Genomic DNA, 24,155 nt, shown 5'->3' with positions numbered 1-24,155 from the left:
ATCCTCCAGAAGAATGATCTCAATACCGGACCCGCGGCCTAGCGGCGGGTCTCGGCTTCCAAACGTGCGACGAATTGTGCCACCGGCATGCTGCCGAGGTCTTCGCCCCCGCGGGTACGTACGGAAATGGTACCCGTTTCCTTTTCGCGGTCTCCGACCACGATGAGATAGGGAACCTTCTGCAACGTATGCTCGCGGATTTTATATCCGACTTTTTCGTTGCGCAAATCGGCATCCACCCTGAAGCCTTGTCCGACAAGGGTTTGCACCACTTCACGCACATAATCGGCCTGAGCGTCGGTGATGCTGAACGCCACCGCCTGAATGGGGGCAAGCCACGTCGGAAGCAAGCCCGCATGGTGCTCGATCAGGATGCCGATGAAGCGCTCCATCGACCCGACGATGGCCCGATGCAGCATGACCGGGTGCTGTCGCTGGCTGTGCTCGTCGACGTACTCGGCGCCCAGGCGCTCGGGCATCATGAAATCGACCTGCATCGTGCCTACCTGCCAGGCGCGGCCGATGGAGTCCTTCATGTGGTACTCGATCTTCGGGCCGTAGAAGGCACCCTCGCCCGGCAGTTCCTCCCAGGCGACACTGGCAGCCGACAGCGCCGCGCGCAGCGCGTGCTCGGCCTTGTCCCAGACCTCGTCCGAGCCGATCCGCTTGTCCGGACGCAGCGCGATCTTCATCGCGATGTCGTTGAAACCGAAATCGTCGTAGACCTTCATGGCCTGCGCGTGGAAGGCCGCGACCTCGCCCTCGATCTGCGCGGGCGTGCAGAAGATGTGCCCGTCGTCCTGGGTGAACGCGCGCACGCGCATGATGCCGTGCAGCGCGCCTGAAGGCTCGTTGCGATGGCAACCACCGAATTCGCCGTAGCGGATCGGCAGGTCGCGGTAGCTGTGCAGGTTGGTGTTGAAGATCTGCACGTGACCGGGGCAGTTCATCGGCTTCAGCGCATAGGTGCGCTTCTCCGACTCGGTAAAGAACATGTTTTCCTGGTAGTTGTCCCAATGGCCGGACTTCTTCCACAGGCTCACGTCCATGATCTGCGGGCCGCGCACTTCCTGGTAGCCGCTGCGGCGGTAGACGCCGCGAACGTACTGCTCGACCGCCTGCCAGATGGCCCAGCCCTTCGGGTGCCAGAACACCATGCCCGGTGCTTCTTCCTGCTGGTGGAACAGATCGAGCTGCTTGCCGATGCGGCGATGGTCGCGCTTTTCGGCTTCCTCGAGTTGCAGCAGGTAGGCCTTGAGGTCCTTGTCGTTCAGCCAGGCGGTACCGTAGATCCGGGTCAGCATCGCGTTGTTGGAATCGCCGCGCCAATAGGCACCGGCCACCTTCATGAGCTTGAACGCGCGCAGCTTGCCGGTGTTGAACACGTGCGGGCCGCGGCACAGATCGGTGAACTCGCCCTGGGTATAGAGCGAGAGCTCCTCGTTGGAGGGAATGCCCTCGATGATCTGCGCCTTGTATTCCTCGCCCATGTCGCGGAAGAAGCGGATGGCCTCGTCGCGGCTCTTCACCGAGCGCGTGACGGGAATCTGCTCCTTCACGATCTTCTCCATTTCCGCCTGGATGGCTTCCAGGTCGTCGGGCGTGAAGGGACGCTCGTACGCGAAGTCGTAATAGAAGCCGTTGTCGATCACCGGGCCGATCGTGACCTGCGCGCCGGGGAAGAGGCGCTGCACGGCCTGGCCGAGAAGATGAGCCGTGGAGTGGCGCAGGATATCCAGCGCCTCCGGGCTCTTCTCGGTGACGATCTCGAGCGCGGCGTCATGGTCGATGAGGAAGCTGGCATCGACGAGCTTGCCGTCGACCTTGCCCGCGAGCGTGGCCTTGGCGAGACCGGCGCCGATCGAGGCGGCGACGTCCTGAACGGTGACGGGGTGCTCGAACGGGCGCTGGCTGCCGTCGGGTAGCGTGATCTGGATCATGGATGCGTGGTTCCGGACAAACAAAAAGGGCGCCAGGCGCCCTTCGAAAGATGACGAAGACGTGGCGTGGGATCAGGTTGGGAAGCTCGTAGTCCGCATGTCGCACACTCGGCCGGCGTTGCCGCGGGCCACCTTCGTTTCGTGGATATCGGGCAAAAACTAGATCACGGCCGCTGCCGTGTCAATCGGCCCCTCCGTTACACTGTGCGGCCGCTCACATCGCAGGTCATCTCATGCGCATCCTGGTCACCGGCAGCGCCGGCTTCATCGGCTCGGCCCTAACCGAGCGCCTGCTCGCCCGCGGCGACACCGTACTGGGCTTCGACAACCACAACGATTACTACGATCCGGCACTGAAAGAAGCTCGCCTCGCGCGCTTCTCGGCCCACCCGAATTACACCCACCTGCGGGCCGACCTGGCGGAGCAAGCGGCGGTCGACCGCGCCTTCGCGGACTTCCAGCCCGAGCGCGTGGTCAATCTCGCGGCGCAGGCGGGGGTGCGTTACTCGCTGACACACCCGCATGCCTACGTGCAGAGCAATCTCGTCGGGTTCGTCAACGTGCTGGAGGCATGCCGTCGGCATGCAGTGGGCCACCTTGTCTACGCGTCATCCAGTTCCGTATACGGCGCCAATCGCAAGATGCCCTTCGCCGTGGAAGATGCCGTGGATCATCCGGTGAGCCTCTACGCTGCCACGAAGAAATCGAACGAGCTGATGGCACATACGTATAGCCACCTGTTCGGTCTGCCGACGACGGGCCTGCGCTTCTTCACCGTGTACGGACCATGGGGTCGCCCGGACATGTCGCCGATCCTCTTTGCGAGCCGGATCATGCGCGGCGAACCGATCGACGTGTTCAACCACGGCCAGCACAGCCGCGACTTCACCTACATCGACGACATCGTCGAGGGTGTGATTCGTACGCTCGACCATCCTGCTGCGCCAGACCCTTCCTACGATCCGGTCAATCCGAACGCAGGATCGTCGGCCGCACCGTATCGTGTCTACAACATCGGCAACGACGAGCCGGTGCAGTTGCTCGATTTCATCGCCACGCTCGAAAAACACCTCGGACGCACGGTGGAAAAGCGCCTGCTGCCCATGCAGCCCGGCGATGTACCGGATACATGGGCAGACGTGTCGGCGCTGCGTCGCGATGTCGGTTATGCGCCCTCGACGTCGATCGACGAGGGGCTGGCGAAATTTGCCGAGTGGTACAAGCGCTTCTACGCGGCGGACTAGACGCGTTAGTCAGAGCAAACGACGCAGCAGCCCCGAGGCTCGCTGCGTTTTCCGCTGCACGGCGTAGCCGAGGATGTCCGGCGCGGCCAACAGCGTGAACCAGTGACGCGCACGGGTCACGCCGGTATAGACGAGTTCGCGGGTCAGTACCGGCGACGGTTCGGGCGGCAAGGCCAGCGCCGTATGCTCGAACTCGGAACCCTGCGACTTGTGCACCGTCATCGCGTACACCGTCTCCACCGCCACCAGGCGGCTCGGCACCACGAAACGAATGCGCTCGCCGCCGTGTTCGTCCATCACCGAAAACGCCACGCGCAAGGCCATGCCGCCGCGGCCATCGGGTACCCATAGCGTCACACCCACGTCGCCGTTCATGAGGCCCAGCGCGTAGTCGTTGCGGGTCAACATGACGGGGCGCCCTTCGTACCAGCCACCTGTCGCCTCGATCAGGCCACGATCCAGCAATCCCTGTGCGATGCGCGCGTTCTGCGCGAGCACGCCATGCTCGCCGAGGCGCGTGGCGCAAAGCAGCTGGAACCCGGCATAGGCACGCAAGGCGCCACGGCCCCACAGCATCAGTTCGTCGTCGCTCGCGCCGACCGCGGGGCGTGTGTTCTCGATGGCGTCGAGGTAATGCCGATAGCCTGGCGCGCCGTCACGCCCCTCGATGGCGAGGGTGGCGATCGCGCTTGGCGACGGCGCGCCGAGCGTCACGTCGGAGAATGACGCAAACACGGCGCGCGCTGCGTGCGCATCGCCCTGATTGATCGCCGTCGCCAGCGCGCCGATGCCGCTGTCGCTGCCGAAGCGGCGACTGTGCCGCAGCATGGCGACATGCTGATCCAGCGCACGTGCGCTGTCACCGTCCGTGCAGGCCGACACGTCCTCGCCGCAGGCTGCGGCAATCCAGTCACGCGTCGCGGAGGAGTAGTGGCCGACGTCCGCGCGAGCGCAAAGGTCACCGAGCACCGCACCGGCCTCCACCGATGAAAGCTGATCCTTGTCGCCGAGCAGCACAAGCCGTGCCGTAGGCGGCAAGGCATCGAGCGTTGCAGCCATCATCTCGAGGTCGATCATCGATGCCTCGTCGATGACCAGCACGTCGAGGTGCAACGGATTTTCCGCATCGTGGCGAAATGCCCGCGTATCCGGGCGACTACCGAGTAGACGATGCAGCGTGGTCACCTCGGCAGGGATGGCCTGCTTCACCCCAGGATCGACCTGCAACTCCGCGACCTGCCCGGCGATGGACGCATTGAGTCGTGCCGCCGCCTTACCGGTGGGCGCGGCCAGGCGAATGCGCAGGCGACTCCCGCCGTCGCGTAACGCCAAGGTCTGCAGCAAGCCGAGCAGGCGCACGACGGTGGTCGTCTTGCCAGTGCCCGGCCCCCCCGTGATGACGGCAAAGCGGGACCGCGCTGCCAGCGCGCAGGCGATCTTCTGCCAGTCCGGTCGCGCATCGTCGGATGGAAACAGCCGCGCGAGTTCCGCGGGCAGATCGGGATGCACCGGCTGCACCTCGAGCCGGCTGACGATTGCTCGAGCAACGCGGGATTCGTCGCGCCAGAAACGGCGCATATAGAGCAGATCGTGGTCGAGCACCAACGGTGCCGACGGATCGCCATCGGCTGAGGCCACCAACGGCGTCGAGGAAAGAAAAAGCGACGGATCGCCAAGCGCCGGCTCGCGCTCGCGCAAGGTCGTCAGCGGCATGCAGATATGCCCTTCGCCCAGTTCGCGACTCAGGAGTGCGGCAGCTACCTGAACACGCGGATCGACCGCCGGGTCCAGCGTGCGCAGGAAACGGGCAAAAGACCGATCGACGCGCTCGATCCGGCCCTCGGCAAGCGCTTGATCGAGCCATGCGACGCCATCGGCGATCATGCGGAGGCTCCTTCGAACAACCGATCCATCGCCTCGATCATCGCCCGAGGCGGCCGTTCCACGTGAACCCCGTGCCCGTGTCCATCCACGCCACGCAGATAGAGATAGACCGCACCACCGATGTGCGTGTCGTAGTCGTAGGCGTCACCGAGTCGGGCGCGCAGTTGGCGATGCAATGCAAGCAGGTACAACGCGTATTGCAGTTCGTAGCGCGCTTCCAGAATGGAGCGGCGCATCGCAGCGGTCGTATACGCCTGCGCATCCACGCCAAGCCAGTTCGACTTGTAATCGACGACGTACCAGCGGCCTTCGTGCTCGACGATGAGATCGATGAAGCCTTTGAGCATGCCGTTGATGATGTCCGCGGCCAGCGTCGGGCGCGCCTCGCCATCCAAGGTGTGCTCGCGCACGATGCGATCCAGGGCGAGCGTATCGACGCCACGCGAGGCGAACAGGAACTCCAGCTCGGCACGATAGCGCGAGGGATCGTCGAGCGACGCAAGCGCGAGCTGGCCGCCGTCCGGCAGCGCCAGCGGCGTCCGCAAAAGCATCGACAGCCAATCCGTCAGGAGATCGATGAATGTACTCCAGCCGCGCCGTTCGCAACGGCGTGCCACCGTGTCACGCAGCCGTGCGGAATCCCTGGCGACGGTGGCGAAGCCTTCCTCCGCGATCCATTCGAGAAGGTCGTGCAGGAAGGTACCCGCTTCCGCGCCCCGCTCGAAGGCGTGGATACCCGCTACAGTCGGAGCGGCGACGACGGGCTCGGTGGCGTATTCCACGATGACGTCGTCCGTCGCGGTTTCCGGTGCAGACACCTCGTCCGCATAGCGCAGGCCGCTGTAGCTGGCGATGCGCCAGGGGTCTGCGCGCCTCGCCGTGGCCTCTCGTGCGGGTCGCGCTGCCTCGGGACGATCCGGCGCGACAAAACGGCGCTCGTCGGGGGGCGGCATGTATTCCACGCGGATCGACGGCGTAGCCTGCGCCAGCTCGTGCAGCAGGCCCGCGATGCGACCGTTGCCGATCTCCTCGCCACCGCTGAGCAAATGCCCGAACGCGCTGCGATGCACCTGCGGTGTACGCGAGGTGCCGTGGCACACCGGCGCGACACCCACGTAGCAAGCGTGTCGTGCACGCGTCATCGCTACATAAAGCAGGCGCAGGTCTTCCTGCAATGCCGCCAGATCCGCGGCGTCCTTGGCCTGTTCGGAAGCGGCGCCGCCTTTCGACTTGCTCACTAACTCCAGCTGGCTACCCGTCCCATCGTGATATCGATAAGCGGTTTGGCCCGGATGCGGACCGCCGCTGGCACAGACAAACGGCAGGAATACGATCGGGTATTCCAGGCCCTTGGACTTGTGGATCGTGATCACTTTGACCACATCGTCGTCGCTTTCCAGGCGCACGAGCTGGTCGTCGCCATGGTGGCTGGCTGTGTCGGCGATGCGTTCGGCCACGTGGCGAATCAGGGCCTGCTCGCCGTCGAGCATGGAAGCCGCGTGCTGCAACAGCTCGGCCAGATGCAGCACATTGGTCAGCGCGCGCTCGCCACCAGCACGCAGGAGCAGGCGTGCCGGCAGGTCGAAGCGATGCAGCAGCGCATGCAGCATCGCAAGCACGCCGGCACGCTGCCAGACCTGGCGCAGGGCCAGGAATTCCTCGCCGCGCCGCTCCCAATGGGCCTCGTCCACATTCAGCTGTTCGAGTTCGATATAGCCAAGGTCGAGCGTGCGTGTTGCCAGGGCCGCGCGCATCGCCGTGTCCGACGCAGGGGCAGCGGCGGCACGCAACCAGGCGAGTACGTCCTCCGCCTCCGCGCTTTCCCAGACCGAATCGCGATCGGACAGAAACACGCTGCGAACCTGACGGGCAGCCAGCGACGCTCGCACCTGTGCCGCTTCCGAGCGGCTGCGCACGAGCACGGCGACGTCGGCCGGACGGAGCGGCACGATGCGCCCCTCTGCCTCGGCAAACCCTGTGTCACCGCGCGTGGCCCCTTCCAGCAGGCGCACGATCTCGCTGGCGCACGCGTCCGCCATCTGCTCGCGGTAATGACGCACGCCGACGGGCCGTTCGTCGTCGAGCAGCCAGAGGCGCAACGCCGGCTGCGATTCCCTTGCGACGACGAAGCGCTCCGCCCTGCCCTTTGCGCTCACCGCCGCGAAGGGCAAGCCGCGATCCGGAAAATGAAAGGCGCCGTGCGGATGCCGCTCGCCGTGCAGGAAGACGGCATTGACCGCCTCGATCATGGCGTGACTCGAGCGGTAGTTCGTGTCCAGACTGTAGTGCGGCGCGAGCGCCTGCGCGCGCGCCGATAGATAGGTATGGATATCGGCGCCGCGGAACGCGTAGATCGCCTGCTTCGGATCGCCGATCAACAACAGGCCGACGTCGGGGACACCGGCATAGATGCGACTGAAAATGCGGTACTGAACGGGATCGGTGTCCTGAAACTCGTCGATCAACGCCAGCGGGAACTGCCGGCGAATAGTTTCAGCCAAGGCGTCTCCCGCGTCGCTGCGAAGAGCAGCGTCGAGACGATGCAGCAGGTCGTCGAACCCGATCTGTGCGCGCCGCCGCTTCTGCGCAGCAAACCGTTCGCGCACGCGTGCCAGCGCGTCGACCAGCAAGGCGTGGCGAATATCGACCTTGTGCTCATTCCACGCTTGCCAGGCATCCAACGCTGCAAACGCCGGATGTTCCGGACGCTGTTTGCCCTTGCCTGCGGCATCCGCCAGGCGCGTGGCGGTGAAACGCTGCAGCGCTTCCTCGATCGCCTCACCGCCGAACGCCCAACGTCGCACCGGGGCGAGATAGCCCGGCATACGATCGGGACGATAGCGCGTGTTGTTCAACACCTTGGTCGTGGATGCCTCGGTGAGCAGGGCTTCGATACGATCGATATCGCTGCGCCACGCCTCCGCCGCTTCCGCGAGCAGTCGATCGTGCTCGGCTTGCCATGCGCCGCGCGAGGCCATCAGCGCGCGCGGATCGGTCGCGTCGGCAAGCACCTCGCCTGCCACGCGCAGCGTGACTTCGCCACCGTAGAACAGTGGTTTCAACGCACGCAGCAAGTCGTCGGGCGAGCGCCATTCTTCCAGCACCATCTCGGCCTGCCGCGGCGGCAACGGATAGAACGTCTGACGCCAGTAGTCGCGAACGCAATCGGCCAGCAACTCGCTTTCGTCCGGTTCCAGCGTGAGCGCGAATGCGTGTCCGCTGCCGAAGGCATGCTGGGTGAGCATGCGCTGGCTCCAGCCGTGGATGGTGAAGATCGCCGCTTCGTCCATCCACTGCGCAGCCAGTTCGAGACGTCGGGCACATGACGCGTGCGCGTCGACGGGATAGGTCGCGATCAGCTCGGCCAGGAACGGCTCGTCGGATGCCGACGCGCGGAACGCGCGAGCCGCTTCCACAAGGCGTGCGCGGATGCGCTCGCGCAGCTCCTGCGTGGCGGCTTCGGTGAACGTGACCACGAGCAACTGCGGCGGAAGCAAGGGCTGCGGCATGTCGTGACCCAACACGGCGCGCACATAGAGCGCCGCGATGATCCAGGTCTTGCCGGTGCCTGCGCTCGCCTCGATGAGGCGCACACCATGCAACGGCATGGTCACGGGCTGCAGTGGCTGCATCGACGTGCTCATGCCGCCTCCACCTGCAATGCCGCCAGGAACTCCGCGTAAGCCGGTAGCCAGTCGACGAAGCCCGCTGCGAGCAGCACACCGAACGACGGATACGCCCGACGCAGATACGCGTCCTTGTCGACCTCGCCAGGCACGAGACTGCCCGGCATCGCCGGGCCATAAGCCAGCCGCGCCGCGGTCTCTGCCCGTGCCTCGTCCTCGGCCAACCACGCCAGCGCCGCGCGCAACGCGACGGGCAGCGGACGGCACATGCCTTCTCGCCACATACGCACCACGCGCAGGAGAAAAGCGTGCGCCGTGTCGAGCGGAAGCGGCGGTATGACGACCGTGGCATCCGGACCGACGTAGCGCGTTTCCACCTCGAATCCGCCAGCCTGCGCCACGAGATGTTCGACCCATGGCTCCACCATGCGATGGGCAAGTGGCCGGCCTTCCTTGTCCAGCACGGCCGTCGGGGACGCGCGCAGCGCTGCCAGTCTGCCGTTGTCATCCGCGTGGAGGCCCGTCAGCCAGTCCTCGATGAACAGGCCATCGATGGCGACGCTCAGTTCGCGTTTGCCGGCATCCACGGGCCAACGCGCGCGCTCGGCGACGTAGCGCGCGTGGACGGCCAGTGCCCCTTCCTCCAGCGTCTGCGCGGCCATGTCGGCGAAGCCGCCCATGGGCAGCACACCGCTGCGGCGCAGGCGCGCACTGGCGGCACCGATGGCAGCGAGAGGATCGCTTTCCGTCTCGCGCAGGGCGGCGCGCAAGAGGATGTCGGTCATGCCATAGCGATCGAGCCCGCCCAGCGAGAACGGTTCGTTGTCATCCGCCGCGGCTTCCGCCACGTCGAAGCGGACACCGAGGCGACTGTTGAAGAACTCCCTCACCGGATGGCGCAGGAAGCGGCGAAGCGTGGCGATCGCCAGCGGCCGCTCGACGACGAGCGGTTCGAGCGGCGCGTCGCGATGTTCGTCGCGCGTATCGTGTGCACTGCGCCACTCGCCGGCATAGGTGAACAACCGCGGGTCGCCCGCCTGGAAGTACGCGCGACTGAATGGCTGCAGCGGATGTTCGACGGTCAGCGCCGGCAAGGCGTCGCCACCGCTCGCTGCGCGCCAGCCCGCAGCGAGGTAATCGCGCAATTGGCCGACCAAGACGGACGGTGCCAGCTCGGCGTTGTCCCGGGCACTACGGCCCACCCAGCCGACGTGCAATGCATCGCGCGCGGAAAGCAGCGCTTCCAGGAACAGATAGCGGTCGTCCTCTCGACGCGAGCGATCGCCAGGACGCCATGCGCCGCCGCGCGCCATCAGGTCGAAATCCATCGGCGGCCGCGCGCGCGGATAGGCGCCATCGTTCATGCCCAACAGGCAGACGAGGCGAAACGGAATGGCGCGCATCGGCATCAACGTGCCGAAGCTCACGGCGCCGGCAAGAAAGCGCTTGGACAACCCGTTGTCGTCGAAAGGAGCGAGCCACGCCTCACGCACGACGTCCACCGGTAGCGGCTGTTCGAACGAGGCCTCAGCGCAGGCGCGCTCCCAGGCTTCCAGCGTATCGAGCAGACGCATGTGCAACATGCGGTCCTCGGGCTCGGACGGCGCGAACAGATCGCGCAGCAATGCACGCAGGCGCTCGCCCCACACGGCCGGCGATGCCGGCTGTGCAAGTTCGCGCCAGTGATCGCCCAAGGCATCGAGCAGATCCGACAGCGGTCCGACGAGGCGCGCATCCAGGCCGCCGACCTCACCGTAGGGCTCGATGTCGCCCCACGCCTCGCCCTGCCCCGCGGCGTAGCCGAGAAGCATGCGACGGAGGCCGAAGGTCCAGGTGTTCTGTTCGAGGGGCGGCAGGTCCAGCGATGCGCGCTGCGATGCATCGAGGCCCCAGCGAACCCCTGCGCCGTTGATCCAGCGCTGCAGGAGCGGCAAGTCGTCCTCGCCGAGATCGAAACGCTCACGCACTGCCGGCACGTCCAGCAGGTCGGCCATATCGCCGATGCCGAAGCGCGACTCGGGCAGCGCCAGCAGCATGTCGAGCGCCATGATCATCGGCGCCGTGCCGCGCGCCGTGCGGTCGGCGATGCTGTAGGGAATGAAACGCGCGTCGTCGCGCGGCACGCGGCCGAAGACCGCGTCGATGTGCGGCCCGTAGGTCTCGATGTCCGGCACCATCACGATCACGTCGCGCGGCAGGATCGGATCGCCTCGACGGGCGGCGTCCTCGAACCGCGCGAGCAACTGGTCGTGCAGTATCTCCACCTCGCGCTGGGGACCGTGCGCCACGTGGAAGGCGATGGAGGTGTCGTCGGCGTCCAGCGTGCGCGGCGTCGCCGGCAGCGGCTCCAGATCCAGGATCGCCGCCTGAACCTGGCCCAGTAGCGTTTCCGTGCGCGGCTCGGCGAACAGGTCGATGCGCTGGTCCCACGCGGTGAAGCGTTCGCGGTAACTGTCCGGGTGATCGAACTCGTCTAGAAGACGGATGTAGTCGCGCCCCTGCTTGCCCCACGCCGCCAGCAACGGGTGGGCGTGCAGATGCAATTCGTCGTCCGACAGTTGCAACGGCATGCCGGGCTTCGCGCTTTGCCGGCGACGTTCTGCGCGCAGCAGCTCGCGATCGTCGACGATGTCGGCCCAGTAGTGCCGGCACGGATTCATCACCACGAGCAGCACCTGCGACCAGCGCGACAGCGCCGATAACGCTTCCAGGGTCTGGCGAGGAAGCGACGACATGCCGAACACCACGATCCGCCGAGGCAGCCCGGTCGGGCGCTCCACGGCATGGACGACCGCGTCGAGGAAGCGCTCGTGCACGGCCGCGCGATGGCCATCGGCGTCCGCGTCGCCGACGTCCGCCAGAAGGCGTCGCCATAGTTCGGCCTGCCAGCGGTCGCCCGCATCGAGGTCCGGTGCACCACCGCGCGCGTCGCGCATCACGTCGCGCCCCGCGGCCCAATCGTCGAGCCAGTCGGCGCGGTAGACCTGGTACTGGTCGTACAGGTCGGCCAGTCGCTCGGCCAGTTGGTGACATTTGCGAGCGTCGTCGCCGGCGCCGAGAAATGCCGCGAGCGGCTCGAAACCCGCCTCGTGCGACACCGCGGGCAAGAGCCGCATCAAGCGCCACACGAGGCGTGATTTATCGAAGGGAGATTCGGGCGGCACGGCGTCGCGGCCCAGCACGGCGCGATAGGCAACCCACAGGAAACGGCCCGGCAGCTCGACATTCACTGCCGCGGCGATGCCCAGGCCGCCCTCGTCCCGACCGCGCGCCAGCGCCATGCGAAACCACTGCGCAATGCCGTTGGATTGCACCAGCACCCACTCGTCTTCGAGCGGACGCAACGGCGTGCGCGCCAGCCAGCCGACCAGCACGTCGCGCAGTTCTTCAAGGCGATTGCCGTGCAGGACCATCAGGCCCGGCACGATGTCGTGCGCGTCGCTCAACGAGCGCCTCCAGGGCGAAATACGTCGGGTCGCATCATCGCCGATCCCCGTCTCGCCGGGCGAGACCTCAGAACGGCTTGGCGACGACGAGATAGACGATGGCGAGCAGCACCAGCACCGGCAATTCGTTGAACAACCTCAGTGTGCGCGACGGCGGGAGGCTGCCACCGGCCATGCTGCGTTTCAACAACCGCCCGGACCAGATGAAATAGCCGAGCATCACGAGGACCAGCGCGATCTTGGCATGCAGCCAGCCGCCACTGATGTGGAAGTAGAGCCAGAGGATGAGGCCGAACAGAAAGGCCAGGCCGAACATGCTGTGGCCGAACTTGTAGAGCCGGCGCCCCATCAGCTCGAGACGCGCCTTCACGGCGGGCTCCGCGCCAGCCTCCGCGATGTTGACGAGAATCCGCGGCAGGTAGAACACCGTGGCCATCCAGGCGATGACGAAGACGATGTGCAGGGACTTGGTCAGCAGGTAGGCCACTGGCGACGCTCCACCAAAAGACGTCAGTGTAGCCCAGCGGCCATGGGGCTTAAGTGCCGGGGGACATGTCGGCGACGGACCTCGTGCTCGGGCTCCGAGCAACGAAAAAGGAGCCTTGCGGGCTCCTTAGTCTTTGTCTTCAAGCCACTTTTCGCTTGTGGGAAAGTGGTGGGCGGTACAAGGATCGAACTTGTGACCCCTACCATGTCAAGGTAGTGCTCTACCGCTGAGCTAACCGCCCGAAGAGCTGCGCAGTTTACCGACCGCCGCCCGCCCCTGCAAGAGGTCGGGCGGAAATCCGGCGCCCTGGCGTCAGCGCAGGGCCCGCTCGCGCAGACGGTGAATCTCGTCACGCAGCTTTCCGGCCTCTTCGAACTCGAGGTTCTGCGCGTGTTTGTACATGCGCGCCTCGAGTTTCTTGATGGTGGAGCCGACCTGCTCCGGGGTAAGCGAACCGTAGTCCGGCGCTTCCTCGGCTACCTTCTTCGCGTCCCTTCCCTTCTTGCCCTTGCCACCGCGCGAACCGACGTCCGCGCGTGCGCCTTCCATGATGTCCGCAATGCGGCGAACCACGGTTTTCGGCGTGATCCCGTGGGCCGTGTTGTATTCCACCTGCTTTTCGCGACGGCGGGCCGTCTCCTCCATGGCTTCCTTCATCGAGCCGGTGATCTCGTCGGCGTAGAGGATCGCCTTGCCGCGCACGTTACGGGCGGCTCGACCGATCGTCTGGATCAGGCTGCGGGTCGAACGGAGAAAGCCTTCCTTGTCGGCATCGAGCACCGCCACCAGCGAGACCTCGGGCATGTCCAGGCCTTCGCGCAGCAGGTTGATGCCCACCAGCACATCGAATTCGCCGAGACGCAGGTCTCGGATGATCTCGGTGCGCTCCACGGTGTCGATGTCCGCGTGCAGGTAGCGCACCTTCACATCGTGCTCGGACAGGTAATCCGTAAGGTTCTCGGCCATGCGCTTGGTCAGCGTGGTGACCAGCACACGATCGCCCATGGCGACGCGCTTGTGGATCTCGCCGAGCAGGTCGTCGACCTGCGTGCGCACGGGACGCACCTCCACTTCCGGATCGATCAACCCGGTCGGGCGCACCACCAACTCCACGACGTTGCTGTCGGAGCGCTCCAGTTCGTACTTCGCAGGCGTGGCGGATACGTAGATCGCACGCGGTGCGCGACGCTCCCATTCCTCGAAACGCAGTGGGCGGTTATCCATCGCGGACGGCAAGCGGAAACCGAACTCCACGAGGGTCTCCTTGCGCGAACGATCGCCCTTGTACATGGCACCGAGCTGCGGCACGGTCACGTGCGATTCGTCCACCACCATCAACGCATCCGGCGGCAGATAGTCGAACAAGGTGGGCGGCGGCTCGCCGGGACCGCGGCGGGTCATGTGTCGCGAATAGTTTTCGATGCCCTGGCAGAAGCCCACCTCGGCCATCATTTCCAGATCGAAGCGCGTGCGCTGCTCGAGCCGCTGGGCTTCCACGAGCTTGTTGTCGCGATAGAGCTGTTCGAGGCGCTCGGACAATTCGATCTTGATCGTCTCCATCGCGTTCAGCACGCTCTGCCGCGTGCTGGCGTAATGGGTCTTCGGGTACACCGTGTAGCGCGGCACCTTGCGCAGCACCTCACCCGTCAGCGGGTCGAACAGCGACAGGTTCTCCACATCGCCGTCGAACAGCTCGATGCGCAGCGCTTCGGATTCCGATTCCGCCGGGAACACGTCCACCACTTCGCCGCGCACGCGATAGGTACCGCGACGAAGTTCCATTTCGTTGCGCACGTACTGCAACTCGGTGAGCTGACGGATCAGTGCCCGCTGCTCGATGTGCTCGCCACGCGAAAGAATGAGGCGCAGGCTCATGTAGTCTTCGGGATCGCCGAGACCGTAGATGGCCGAGACCGTTGCCACGATCAGCGAATCGCGCCGGGACAGCAGCGCCTTCGTCGCTGCCAGGCGCATCTGCTCGATGTGGTCGTTGATGCTCGAATCCTTCTCGATGAAGGTGTCCGAGGCCACGACGTAGGCTTCCGGCTGGTAGTAGTCGTAATAGCTGACGAAGTACTCCACCGCGTTGTGCGGGAAGAACTCCTTGAACTCACCGTACAACTGCGCCGCCAGCGTCTTGTTGGGCGCCAGCACGATGGTGGGCTTCTGCACCTTTTCGACCACGTTGGCGATCGTGAAGGTTTTGCCCGAACCCGTGACGCCGAGCAGGGTCTGGGCGGCAAGGCCCGCTTCGAAACCTTCGGTGAGACGGCGAATGGCCTCCGGCTGGTCGCCGGAGGGCTTATACGGGGAGACGAGCTGGAAGCGATCGGTCATGACGGCTATATGCAGGTTCGAAGGTCGAGTTTAAACGGCGAACGCCTACACGCCGTGATGTAACTCCCCGATGGGCGGCGTCGGGCCCGGCCGCGATCATCCCGTGGCCCCGGCCACTACGGAATGAATCATGCCGCCGCGCTCCCGTGGTTTCACGTTGATCGAACTGGTGACGGTGCTGCTCATCGTCGCCCTTATCGGGGCCATTGCCCTGCCCCGCCTGGCCGAAGCGATGGCGCGCCATCGCCTGGGGGCCTCCGCCGAGGCACTGCTGGACACGCTGGAGCGCGCACGCACGGCTGCGGTCAGGCGCAACCATGCCACGCGCACCTGCGCGAGCGCCAACGGCCGTACGTGCGAGGACTGGGTGGACTGGACCCGCGGCTGGATCGCCTACGACGAGGAACGACACACGGTGTTCGACCGCGTAGATGCCCTCGATGCCGCCCTGTCGGCCCACCGCGGCCACCGCCTTGCCGTGCGCTTCGACGAGGACGGCACGACGGCCGACAACCAGAGGATCACGCTTTGCGTTCGCGGCCGAGCCGCCACGGCGGTCTCGATCGTGGTGCCCAAATCAGGCGTTGCTCGGCGAGAACACGCCAAGGACGACGACGCCACCGCCTGCGCGCTGGCGGGTACGCGCCGCTGACGACCTGCTGTGGGCCAGCTCTAAAACGAAAAAAGCCGTGCATGGCTGCACGGCTTTCTCAATCTGGCGCCCGAAGTTGGACTCGAACCAACGACCCCCTGATTAACAGTCAAGTGCTCTAACCGGCTGAGCTATTCGGGCGGGGAGCCACGTATTTTGTGCAAGTACCGTAGGGCTGTCAAGCATTGGCAGCGCTGGCACGGGTGCATTTCATGCGAAGCGCAATGCGGCGAGCAGTTCCTCGCGCCCGTACGGTTTCTGCAGCCGCGCGTGGATGCCGGGCGTGTGGTCGGGCAATTCGGCGTAGCCACTGGCCAGGACGACATGCAGGTCGGGACGCGTCTTCGCCAGCCGTGAGGCCAATTCCACGCCCGTCATGCCGGGCATGGCGTGGTCGGTAAGCACTACGGACACCGAGGGTGATGCATCGAGCATTTTGAGCGCCTGCGCACCGGACGACGCACCTATGGCTTCGTAGCCGGCAAAGCAAAGCATCTCGACCGTGGTCGAGAGCACCAGGGGGTCGTCGTCGACCACAAGGATCGATGTCGCCTGCCCATCCATGGACGCGGCGTAATGCGTCGGTGGCGCGATGGCCAGGGGAGCGTCAGCTCCGAGACCGAGGGCGCCGGCAACCGGCAGCCAGATGTCCACGGTCGTGCCGCCCGGGCGCGTGCTGCTCAGACGTAGAGCGCCGCCACACTGCTGCACGATGCCGTGCACCATCGACAGGCCCAGACCCGTCCCCTTGCCCACCCCCTTGGTGGTGAAGAACGGCTCGGTGGCCCGGCTCAACGTGGCCTCATCCATGCCTTCGCCGGTATCGGCCAGCGACAGGCGGACGTAATGTCCCGGGCCGATCCCGAGCGCACGCCCATCCTGGACGCTTTCCGCACGGGCCGAGATGGTCAGGGTTCCCCCATCCGGCATCGCATCGCGCGCGTTCACTGCGAGGTTCAGCAGGCACAGCTCCAACTGGTTGGCGTCCGCCATGACCGGCGGCAAGGACAACGGAAAGCTCGCCTCCACCAGCACCGACGGCCCCAGCGACGTACGCACGAGATCAGCCATGCCGTGCACGAGGTCGGGCAGCAGCACGGGGGCGAGATGAAGCTGCTGGCGTCGCGCGAAGGCCAGCATCCGCTGCACCAGTGCCACGCCACGACGCACGCCGCTCAACGCATTCGCCACCAGCGGGCGCGCGCGATCGGGCAGGTCGTCACGCTGCGTGAGCAGGTCCAGATTGCCGTGGATCGCCATCAACAAGTTGTTGAAATCGTGTGCCACGCCGCCCGTAAGCTGGCCGACCGCCTCGAGCTTCTGTGATTGGAACAGCGCATTGCGCGCCTGCTCCAGGGCAAGGGCGGTGTTCCTCTGCTCGGTGACGTCGCGCGTCACCTTGGCGAATCCGACGAATTGCCCATCGTCGTCGTCGATGCGATCGAGGACCACGTGAGCCCAGAAACGGCTGCCGTCCTTGCGCACCCGCCAGCCTTCCGTTTCCAGCCGCCCGGACGCCCTGGCTGCTGCCAGGTTCGACCACGGTTCGCGGCGCTCCACGTCCTCGGGGGCGAAGAACCTCGAGTAATGCAGCCCGACGATCTCGTCCGGCCGATAGCCCTTGATGCGCTCCGCGCCGGAGTTCCAGCTGGAAACGTTCCCTTCGGGATCGAGCATGTAGATCGCGTAGTCCGCGACGCCCTGGACCAGCAGTCGGAACTGCTCACGGCTGCGTCTTAGCTCGTCGATGTCGTCACTTTTCATGAATGTCCTCGGCCGCGGTGGCAACCTAACGGCGCACCCCTCATGGAGACGTGAAGACGTCTTCACTCAGCTCGTCGCGGAATTCAGGGTCGCGAGACGTTCGGGTTGCCGGCAACGAACCAGCGCCAGAGGAGATCGGTGCCTTCGCGGATACCGATGCGTGCCGAACCCGGCACGTTCTCCGGAGCGGGGGTTCCGTCATCGACGACAGTGTACCCATCCCGAGCACGCACGAGATCGATCCCGTTCTGCGCACCCGTGATGCCCATGGCCTGGGTTAGGCGGGCGGGTCCGCTGCACAGCTCGCGATCGCGGCGCACCTTGGGCCGCGCTTCGCGCATCCGCTCGATACCGGCCAGCGGTTCCAGCGCGCGAATGAGCACGCCGGAGCCCTCGCCGTCCTCGCCGCAGACCGTGTTGCAGCACCAGTGCATCCCGTAGGTGAAGTAGACATACATATGCCCGGGCGGACCGAACATGACGGCATTGCGCTTGGTCTTGCCGCGATAGGTGTGCGCGGCGGGGTCGAAGGCGCCGCAATAGGCTTCCACTTCCACGATGCGCCCCGCACGCCCGTCAGCACAGGCGAGCACCTTGTTGAGCAACTCGGGACCGACCACGCGCGGATCGCGCTGGAAGAACGCACGGGGCAGGATGCTGCCGGGCCAGCGAGAACGCCCCGCCATCAAGGCTCCAGGGGCTCGCCGTCGGTATCCGGATCCGGCCCGGGGCGTTCGATCGGTTCATGGTCGAAGGGCGGCGGCGACGTGCCGGGAAGGCTTTTGTCGGTGTCGGGCACGGGGCGGTGGGGGCGAGGCATGGCGGCTCCAGAGACGCTTACGCGTCATCGGTCCCAGGGTCGCACCACGTGGGTGCCACCCCGGGGCGGGACGCTCAGAATACGCCAAGCAGCCAGCAGATCAGGACGATCGCGAGAATGACACCGATACCGCCGCTGGGACCGTAACCCCAGGAGCTGGAATAGCCCCAGGTCGGCAGGCCGCCAATGAGGGCAATGATCAGGACGATGAGAAGGATGGTGATAAGCATGAGGCTCTCCGCCAGTGGCTGGTGGCCGCATCCTCGCCCGCGGGGCCGTCTAGGCCTTGTGACGCGAGATACGTGCTCTCGCATCACATTCAGCATCGGGACGGGCGATGCATCGCCCGTCCCGTCCTGCTCGACTTACGTACGCACCACGTAGCACGGCTCGTAAGCGGTGCCGCCGGGGAGCTTCATGCGGTGCTGCTCCACGAAAGCCTTCAGCAGGTCGTCGAGCGCCAGCATGATCTCGGTCTCGCCGTCGATCACGAACGGGCCGTGTTCGGCGATCGCCTTGACGCCCTCTTCCTTCACGTTGCCGGCGACGATGCCGGAGAACGCGCGACGCAGATCGGCCGCAAGCTCGTGGCGCGGACGGCCGCGATGCAATGCGAGGCCAGCCATCGCTTCGTGGGTCGGACGGAACGGCTGCTGGAACGGCAGCGGGATGTCCAGGGCCCAGTTGAAGAAGAACGCGTCCTTGTTGTCCAGACGGTGATTGCGCACCTTGTCGATGCCGGCCACCATCGCGTGCGCCACGGCCGCGGGATCGTCGATGATGATCTTATAGTGGCTCGCCACTTCGTCGCCGAGCGCGAGGCGAAGGAAGCGATCGATCTGCTCGAAGTACGACGCCGAGTTCTGCGGACCGGTGAAGATCAGCGGGAACGGAATGCCCTTGTTCTGCGGCAGCAGCAGGATGCCGAGCATGTAGAGGATTTCTTCCGCCGTGCCCACACCGCCCGGGAACACGATGATGCCGTGGCCGAGGCGAACGAACGCCTCGAGACGCTTCTCGATGTCCGGCATGATCACGAGGTTGTTGACGATCGGGTTAGGCGATTCCGCCGCGATGATCCCCGGCTCGGTCACACCGATGTAGCGGTTGCCCTTGCGGCGCTGCTTCGCGTGCGCGATGGTCGCGCCCTTCATCGGGCCCTTCATCGCACCCGGACCGCAGCCCGTGCAGATGTCCAGGCTGCGCAGACCGAGCTGGTAGCCCACGCGCTTGGTGTATTCGTACTCGTCGCGCGAGATGGAGTGGCCACCCCAGCAGACCACGAGGTTGGGATCGACCTGCGGGCGCAGAATGCGCGAATTGCGCAGGATCTCGAACACGGCATGCGTGATGCCGACGGTATCGTCGAGATCGAACGCGCCGGTTTCCAACTGCGTGGACACGTACACGATGTCGCGCACCACGGCGACCAGCAGTTCATTGATGCCGCGAATGATGCGGCCGTCGACGAACGCCTGCTCGGGCGCGTTCTTCAGCTCGATCTTGATGCCGCGGTCTTCCTGCAGCACCTGGATGTCGAAGTCCGGATACTGCTCGAAGATCGAGCCCGGATCGTCGGAAAGATTGCCCGAGGTGAGCACTGCGAGCGCGCAACGGCGCAACAACTGGTGCAGCCCGGACCCGCTCGCGTCGCGCAGACGCGCGACTTCGTTGCGGGAAAGGATGTCGAGGCCGCCGGCCGGCGATACGCGAGCGCTGACGGTCTTGCCGTTGACCGGCTCCCCGAAGTGGATGGCATTCATGGAGTTACTGTCCTTCTGACCGCGAATTAGCGGCGAACCCCGCCCCCACCCGGGAGCGGACCGCCTAGCATCACGCGACAGGTCGGCGGGGGTCAAGAGCCGCGGCTCGGCGACATGGGCGCCCCAGTCGGCGCACAAAAAAACCGGCACCCTCGCGGGTGCCGGTCGTGTAGCAAGCGAATCCTTCGCTTAGAACGTGTAGCGCAGCGTCAGCATGGCCGACCAGCGGGAGACCGGGTTGACCTTGGTCGCGCTGTTGTCGGTCGGGGCGTCGTAGATGCCCTTCAGGCCCGGCTGGTAGTTGCCATTGGCGTCGGTCGGCAGGTTGTAGATGTACTTGCCCGTGGCCGGGTCCACGCCACCGAAGTTGGCGAGGGTGCGGGTGTACGGGAAGCCGATGTACGACTGCTGGCCCAGGTTCTTGTTCACCAGGTTCAGGAAGTTGTAGATATCGAGACGGATCTCGCCCTTGTTGCCCTTGAAGATACCGGGCACTTCCTGGCTCAGGCTCAGGTCGATCTGGTTGACCCAGGCCGACGTGGCGCCGTTGCGCTTGGCAACCTTGCCCTGCTCCTTGCGCAGGTAGTTGTCGTTCTGGATGTAGTTGTAGAACTGGTCGACCAACTGCTGCGAGGCCGCGGCCGTGCCACCCGAATTGCGGAAGATCGTACCGTCGCCGCGCTTCGGAATGTACGCCAGGTCCTTGGAGTAGCTGTCGCCGTTCGAGTCGTTGCCGAAGATCCAGCTGTACGGCACGCCGGTGTGGCCGTCGTAGAACACGCTGACGCTCGTGGCGTAGTCACCGAAGAAGTTGTGCTGCCAGGTGAGCGACGCGTTGAGGCGCTTGGAGATGTTGGTGTTCGCCGTCGATGCGACGTCTTCGTTCGGGTTGTACCAGGCGCTGTTCGAGTAGTTCGAGGTCGCCTGGCTGGAGGTGCCCGGGTTCACTTCGGTCGAGTGACCGCCGGTCGCGGCAACGCTCCAGGACCAACCGTCGGCCATCGGCTTCGAGAACGACAGCGTCACGGTGTCGGCACCACCCTTGTGGGTGTTGGTCAGGTAGGTCACGCCCTGGGCGAAGCGGCCGTTCGAACGGTAGCGGGCATTCGCTCCGCCGGTGTTGCCGCCCGCCAGGTTGGTGCCGCAGCTGGCGCCGGTCGCGCCGCCGAGTGCCGTCGAACCGCCGATGCAACCGGCATAGGTATAACGACCGTCCGGCATGATGCCCGTCGGGGCGCCGAGGTTGAGGTTCTGGTACAGGATGCCGTCCTGCACGTCGAGGTGCTGCCACTCGATGCTGGCGATGATGCCCTGCCACGGCAGCTCACGATCGAACGCGATCGACGACTTCCACACGCTCGGCAGCTTGAAGTTCTTGTCGACCGTGTCGACCGCCTGCTGAGGCACCGTACCCGGACCGCTGGTCGGCTGGTTGAACGGGTCCGCGCTGAACTGCGGGCACGTAACCGTCTGCGAGCCGAGCCGGCAAAGGCCGTTCGCCTGGCGATCGTACGAGTAGGTGACGATGTTGATACCGTTGTTCTGGTACGGGTTCGTCATCCACACGGTCGGCGGATCGGACTGGAACAGGCCAACGCCACCACGCAGCTGCGTCTTGTACTCGCTATCGAAGCTGTAGTTGAACGACAGGCGCGGCTCGACGAGCTTGCTGCCGTTGATCGTGTTGGCGTTGCTGAAGCCGAAGGTACGCTGGAAGTCAGCGTTGTACAGCGGCTTGTCGTCGGTCAGGTACTTGTTGACGCGGAAGCCGTACTGGATCGACAGCTGATCGGTCGCCTGCCAGGTATCCTGCAGGAAGAACGTGTGACGACGCAGCTCCCACTTCGCAGCGATGTCGTCGAGCGAGTAGCCCGGCGCCGGCTGGTACAGCGAGTAGTTGCTGTAGAGGCCCGGGCCGAAGTTGGTCAGGCCGTTGTTACCGAAGGTGTACGCGCCGAACTCGGTACGACCGAACAGGTTGTAGATGCGGTTGCGCTCCCACTCGAAGCCACCCTTGATGGTGTGGTCGTCGAGGTACAGCGTGCCCGCCCACATCGCGTTCAGGCTCTTCACCGACGCGGAGTTGTAGTGGCTGAACTGGTCTTCGCCGAGGTTGATCGTCGGACCGGTGGCGCTGGTACCGAAGCCGGTGTTGTTCAGACGCACGGTGATCTGCGGCTGCTGGTACGGCACCGAACGGTTGAGCTGGTAGTCGCTGTAGCCGATCTTGGTTTCCGACGAGAAGATGTCGCTCCAGTCGTCGAACGACTGCAGGGTGTAGTTCTTGATGTCGGAGTTGACGGTGTACCAGTAGCTGGACAGGCCGATCGACGAGGTACCGTTGCCCTGCGGATTGGGCTTCACTTCCTTGGTACGCGAGTACGCAAGGTTCATGCGGTGACCGTCGGTGATGTTCCAGTCGAGCTTGGCGATGTAGCGCTTGTCGGTCAGCGTACCGGCGTTGGCGCTCGTCGTACCCGGCTGCAGGCCGAGACCGTTCGCCGCATTGATGATGCTCTGCAGGTCGCCCGGCGAGACCTTGTTGATGGTCGAGCGGCTGAGCGTCGGATCGAGGCCGTTGACGGCACCCGAGCTGAGACCCGTGACTTCTTCCTTCTCGTAGCCCGCGAAGAAGAACAGCTTGTCCTTGATGATCGGGCCGCCGACGGTCGCACCGGCCGTCCAGTTACGGTCGAACTCGGTGTAGTCGCGGTTGTTGTCGAGCCAGCCGGCCTTGCCGACCATGCTGCTGGCGTTCTTGAAACCGTAGTACACCGAGCCGTGGAACTCGTTGGTACCGGACTTCGTCACCGCGTTGATGTCGGCGCCGACGGTGTCGGAAGCGACGTCGTAGTTGGCGGTGGAGATGTTGAACGAGTCGATGGTGTCCATCGACACCGGCGAGCCGACCGTCGGCATGCCCGTGGAGTTCAGACCGAACGGGTCGCCCACGCCCAGGCCGTCGACCTTGATGCTGTTGAGGCGGGTGTTCTGGCCGTTGGCCGAGATGGCACCGGTGCCGTGGTCGACGGTCACGCGCGGATCGAGGCGCGCGATATCGGCGATGTTGCGGCTCGGCGACGGCGCAGCCTTGAGCTGTGCCTGCGAGATGTTGGTGCCGAGACCCTTGTTCTCCGACGTGAACTGGCCCGATACGGCAGAAACGGTGACGGCGCCCAGCGCGGTCGCGTCGGCGGCGCTGGCGGCGGAGCCGCTGAGGTTCACGGCCGTGTCGCTACCGAGCTGCAGGTAGACGTTGTCCTGGCGAACCGACGGCATGCCGTCCTTGGTGGCGGTCACGTCGAACGGACCGCCCACGCGCAGGCCCTGGGCCGAGTAGCGGCCGTTGACGTCGGTGGTGGTGGTCTTCGTGGTGCCCGACGGCTCATGCACGATGACGACGGTGGCATTCGCGACCGGCTGGCCGCTGGCGTCAACGACGCGACCGCTGATCGTGGAGGACGTCTCCTGCGCGAAGGCAGGTGCCGCGAGCAGCGATGCGATCGCAAACGGCAAAAGTTTGGCGCGGACTCGGCTATTCATCAATGGTCGACCCTGTGGCTTGCAACGAAAAATTTCGGCCGAACGGAGGGCGCCTGGCCATGCCGGGCAGTGGATTCCGTTCGAGCGTTCCCCAATCTTCTTGGCTGTGTCGTCTCGTGTGATCCCGGTCACATCCATGGACCCGGTGGCGACAGTTGTTAAGCCAACTTTAACGGCATTGTATGACAGATTTGTAACGTTTTCACGCCGGATTGATAAATACCACTTTTTCCTACGCGGACTGGTTTTCCGCTCATCTTATTGTTATTTAAAGATATTTATTTTTACCAAGAAGAAGTGCTACCGGAGACGGAGAAGCCACCGGCGCACCATCGCAGGACTTCACGCTGAGGCCTGTCGCAAGGTCCCCCGCCAAGCCACGAGGTTTCGCGGCTCACTCGCAGACATTTGTGGCGAAGCCTTTTTTAGCTGCGGGAGCCAAAGGTCGGAGCCTGCCAGGGACTGAGGCCCGCTTGGGGCTAGTGTGGGAACCGGCTTGGCGGCGATCCCGCGCCAGCGGGCAGGTGCGGCGCGAGCACCCATCGCCGGCAGGCCGGCTCCCACCGAGCGTCGTAGCGCACGCTCACCGCCATGGGCCGGATCCCACCGGGCGCCGTAGCACGGGCATCTGTCGCGGCCGGCTCCCGCC

General features: G+C 65.2%; 14 protein-coding genes and 2 tRNA genes. 2 read left to right on the top strand and 14 right to left on the bottom strand.

The features are described from left to right. Positions 1–38: 38 nt before the first annotated feature. The gene (gene thrS / locus BT115_RS12875; RefSeq protein ID WP_072322972.1) at positions 39–1,940 is read right to left on the bottom strand and encodes a threonine--tRNA ligase; all 1,902 of its coding nucleotides are present in this window, start codon (positions 1,938–1,940) and stop codon (positions 39–41) included. Positions 1,941–2,173: 233 nt separating this feature from the next. On the opposite strand from thrS, the gene BT115_RS12870 reads away from it, so the two are divergent. Then, positions 2,174–3,184, top strand: a complete 1,011-nt coding sequence (locus BT115_RS12870) for an NAD-dependent epimerase (RefSeq protein ID WP_072322971.1) — start codon at positions 2,174–2,176, stop codon at positions 3,182–3,184. 9 nt (positions 3,185–3,193) lie between these two features. On the opposite strand, the gene recD is transcribed toward BT115_RS12870, so the two are convergent. From recD to uvrB, 6 genes are all read right to left on the bottom strand, one after another. Further along, positions 3,194–5,068 carry an exodeoxyribonuclease V subunit alpha gene (gene recD / locus BT115_RS12865; protein ID WP_072322970.1) on the bottom strand — a complete coding sequence of 625 codons (1,875 nt, stop codon included), beginning with the start codon at positions 5,066–5,068 and terminating at the stop codon, positions 3,194–3,196. Continuing rightward, entirely contained in the window at positions 5,065–8,712 is a 3,648-nt protein-coding gene (recB, locus tag BT115_RS12860) for an exodeoxyribonuclease V subunit beta (RefSeq protein WP_072322969.1), read from the bottom strand. The genes recD and recB overlap by 4 nt, the downstream gene beginning before the upstream one ends. Continuing rightward, the gene (recC, locus tag BT115_RS12855; RefSeq protein WP_255369420.1) at positions 8,709–12,140 is read right to left on the bottom strand and encodes an exodeoxyribonuclease V subunit gamma; all 3,432 of its coding nucleotides are present in this window, start codon (positions 12,138–12,140) and stop codon (positions 8,709–8,711) included. The genes recB and recC overlap by 4 nt, the downstream gene beginning before the upstream one ends. A 67-nt stretch (positions 12,141–12,207) precedes the next feature. Beyond that, a complete protein-coding gene (locus tag BT115_RS12850; RefSeq protein ID WP_072322968.1) occupies positions 12,208–12,627 on the bottom strand; it encodes a CopD family protein in 420 nt (139 codons plus the stop codon). Between the two features lie 166 nt (positions 12,628–12,793). Further along, positions 12,794–12,868 (bottom strand) — tRNA-Val (locus BT115_RS12845). Between the two features lie 71 nt (positions 12,869–12,939). Further along, positions 12,940–14,964, bottom strand: coding sequence for an excinuclease ABC subunit UvrB (uvrB, locus tag BT115_RS12840; protein ID WP_072322967.1), 2,025 nt, complete (start codon positions 14,962–14,964; stop codon positions 12,940–12,942). A gap of 130 nt (positions 14,965–15,094) precedes the next feature. Here uvrB and BT115_RS12835 point away from each other — a divergent pair, with 130 nt between their 5' ends. Continuing rightward, the gene (locus tag BT115_RS12835; protein WP_072322966.1) at positions 15,095–15,616 is read left to right on the top strand and encodes a GspH/FimT family pseudopilin; all 522 of its coding nucleotides are present in this window, start codon (positions 15,095–15,097) and stop codon (positions 15,614–15,616) included. A 64-nt stretch (positions 15,617–15,680) separates the two neighbouring features. On the opposite strand, the gene BT115_RS12830 is transcribed toward BT115_RS12835, so the two are convergent. The 7 genes from BT115_RS12830 to BT115_RS12805 form a co-directional block, all read right to left on the bottom strand. Then, a tRNA-Asn gene (locus tag BT115_RS12830) sits at positions 15,681–15,757 on the bottom strand. Positions 15,758–15,826: 69 nt separating this feature from the next. Next, a complete protein-coding gene (locus BT115_RS12825; protein WP_072322965.1) occupies positions 15,827–17,380 on the bottom strand; it encodes a PAS domain-containing sensor histidine kinase in 1,554 nt (517 codons plus the stop codon). 83 nt (positions 17,381–17,463) lie between these two features. Continuing rightward, the gene (locus tag BT115_RS12820) at positions 17,464–18,066 is read right to left on the bottom strand and encodes a DNA-3-methyladenine glycosylase (protein ID WP_072322964.1); all 603 of its coding nucleotides are present in this window, start codon (positions 18,064–18,066) and stop codon (positions 17,464–17,466) included. Further along, the gene (locus BT115_RS18960; RefSeq protein ID WP_255369419.1) at positions 18,066–18,200 is read right to left on the bottom strand and encodes a hypothetical protein; all 135 of its coding nucleotides are present in this window, start codon (positions 18,198–18,200) and stop codon (positions 18,066–18,068) included. The genes BT115_RS12820 and BT115_RS18960 overlap by 1 nt, the downstream gene beginning before the upstream one ends. Positions 18,201–18,274: 74 nt before the next feature. Next, positions 18,275–18,430: a DUF3309 family protein gene (locus BT115_RS12815; RefSeq protein ID WP_072322963.1), complete on the bottom strand. Its 156-nt coding sequence runs from the start codon at positions 18,428–18,430 to the stop codon at positions 18,275–18,277. Between the two features lie 135 nt (positions 18,431–18,565). Then, complete coding sequence (gene ppnN / locus BT115_RS12810; RefSeq protein WP_072322962.1) at positions 18,566–19,963, bottom strand: nucleotide 5'-monophosphate nucleosidase PpnN; 1,398 nt, start codon at positions 19,961–19,963, stop codon at positions 18,566–18,568. A 189-nt stretch (positions 19,964–20,152) separates the two neighbouring features. After that, on the bottom strand, positions 20,153–23,506 hold the full coding sequence (locus BT115_RS12805; protein WP_072322961.1) for a TonB-dependent receptor: 3,354 nt from the start codon (positions 23,504–23,506) through the stop codon (positions 20,153–20,155). Positions 23,507–24,155 lie beyond the last annotated feature (649 nt).

It is taken from the genome of Luteibacter sp. UNCMF366Tsu5.1 (assembly GCF_900119235.1).
GTDB classification, from domain to species: domain Bacteria; phylum Pseudomonadota; class Gammaproteobacteria; order Xanthomonadales; family Rhodanobacteraceae; genus Luteibacter; species Luteibacter flocculans.
Note: the sequence above shows the minus strand (reverse complement) of the source record. Positions and strands in the feature narration are given on the sequence as shown.

Coding starts and splice junctions, on each gene's coding strand:
- thrS (WP_072322972.1), bottom strand. CDS start 1,940: ATGATCCAGATCACGCTACCCGACGGCAGCCAGCGCCCGTTCGAGCAC.
- BT115_RS12870 (WP_072322971.1), top strand. CDS start 2,174: ATGCGCATCCTGGTCACCGGCAGCGCCGGCTTCATCGGCTCGGCCCTA.
- recD (WP_072322970.1), bottom strand. CDS start 5,068: ATGATCGCCGATGGCGTCGCATGGCTCGATCAAGCGCTTGCCGAGGGC.
- recB (WP_072322969.1), bottom strand. CDS start 8,712: ATGAGCACGTCGATGCAGCCACTGCAGCCCGTGACCATGCCGTTGCAT.
- uvrB (WP_072322967.1), bottom strand. CDS start 14,964: ATGACCGATCGCTTCCAGCTCGTCTCCCCGTATAAGCCCTCCGGCGAC.
- BT115_RS12835 (WP_072322966.1), top strand. CDS start 15,095: ATGCCGCCGCGCTCCCGTGGTTTCACGTTGATCGAACTGGTGACGGTG.
- BT115_RS12825 (WP_072322965.1), bottom strand. CDS start 17,380: ATGAAAAGTGACGACATCGACGAGCTAAGACGCAGCCGTGAGCAGTTC.
- BT115_RS12820 (WP_072322964.1), bottom strand. CDS start 18,066: ATGGCGGGGCGTTCTCGCTGGCCCGGCAGCATCCTGCCCCGTGCGTTC.
- BT115_RS18960 (WP_255369419.1), bottom strand. CDS start 18,200: ATGCCTCGCCCCCACCGCCCCGTGCCCGACACCGACAAAAGCCTTCCC.
- BT115_RS12815 (WP_072322963.1), bottom strand. CDS start 18,430: ATGCTTATCACCATCCTTCTCATCGTCCTGATCATTGCCCTCATTGGC.
- ppnN (WP_072322962.1), bottom strand. CDS start 19,963: ATGAATGCCATCCACTTCGGGGAGCCGGTCAACGGCAAGACCGTCAGC.
- BT115_RS12805 (WP_072322961.1), bottom strand. CDS start 23,506: ATGAATAGCCGAGTCCGCGCCAAACTTTTGCCGTTTGCGATCGCATCG.